2 protein-coding genes and 1 pseudogene are annotated in these 1,220 nt (G+C 77.2%); all 3 read right to left on the bottom strand.

The window, feature by feature from the left end:
* On the bottom strand, positions 1-568 hold a 568-nt coding region (locus AC2W7A_RS12640; RefSeq protein ID WP_485991637.1), incomplete at its 3' end, for a siderophore-interacting protein.
* A gap of 7 nt (positions 569-575) precedes the next feature.
* Complete coding sequence (locus AC2W7A_RS12635) at positions 576-764, bottom strand: hypothetical protein (RefSeq protein ID WP_485991636.1); 189 nt, start codon at positions 762-764, stop codon at positions 576-578.
* Positions 761-1,220: pseudogene (locus AC2W7A_RS12630) on the bottom strand (ABC transporter ATP-binding protein); the annotation flags it as partial. The pseudogene AC2W7A_RS12630 and the gene AC2W7A_RS12635, both read right to left, overlap by 4 nt.

Raw genomic sequence — 1,220 nt, 5'->3', positions numbered from 1 at the left:
GGCCCACGTGCAGGCGCACGCGGCCCCGGTCCGCCAGTTCCGTCACCGCCCGCCAGTCCCACGGCTCGGGGACGGCCAGCCGCTCGGCGATGAGGTCGGCGGCCTGCCCGTCATGGGGCAGCTCGAGCACGAGGTCCGCCTCGCCGTCGAACCCGCCGAACGGGTCCGCGAGCTCCTCCGCCACGGACACCAGGGCGGGGACGGCGGTCTCGTCGCCCACGGCCAGCACACGGTGCGCCCCCGTCTGCCGCCAGCCGGACCACGCCGGCGCTTCCGCCGAGGGCACCAGCACGTTCACCGCGTCCCCCGCCTGGACGGCGCGCGCCCAGCGCAGGCCCGGCCCCTGATGCGGGTCGGCGGGGTCGTCCGGGTCGCCGTGCAGCACCACGTCCACGGTCAGCGAGGGCACGTGCCGCCCGTCGAGCCGCACGAGCCCGGCCGAGCGCACCGTGTACGTGCGCATCCAGCCGCGCTCCTCCTCGGGGATGGCCAGGAACCCGGCGCGGAACCCGGCGGACAGGTCCGGGTCCGCCGACGTCCCGCCCGGCGGGGGGATCAGCAGCTTCACATAGGCGTCACGGCGCGGCCGCGCGCCCCCGGTACAGGGCGTGCAGGTCGGCGACGCCGGGCGGCAGCAGTCCCAGCAGGTCCCCGCTGGCGGCCTCCAGGTCCGGGCCCGCCAGCACGATCCGCCGGAACCCGCGGCACGGCTGCTCCACGGACACCACACGCGTGTGCGCCACGATCATGCCGTCGGCGCTCATCGGCGGTCCCCGTTCCCGCGCGGCAGCACCACGGGGTGGCCCAGCAGCGGGTCGGCCACCACGTCCGCGTCCAGGCCGAACACCTCGGCCAGCACCTCCGGCACGATCACCTCGCCCGGCGTGCCCTGCGCCACCACCCGGCCCGCGGCCATCGCCACGATGTGGTCCGCGCTGCGCGCCGCCAGGTTCAGCTCGTGCAGCACCGCGACGACGGTCGCCCGGCCCCCGCCGCGCGGGTCCGGGAGCGCGCGCACCAGGTCGAGCACCTCCACCTGGTGGCTGAGGTCGAGGTAGCTCGTGGGCTCGTCGAGGAGCACCACCGGGGTCTGCTGGGCGAGCACGAGGGCGAGCACGCCCGCTGCCGCTGCCCGCCGGAGAGCGTGCCCGCCTCGCGCTCGGCGAGCTCCAGAGGTCGGGTGAGCTCGAGCGCCGAGGCGATCCGCGGGCTCGTCGCCG

This window comes from Micrococcus sp. LASM2_SD2, assembly GCF_057364565.1.
The sequence above is the reverse complement of the archived record's forward strand: the minus strand, read 5'-3'. Positions and strand labels throughout refer to the sequence as shown.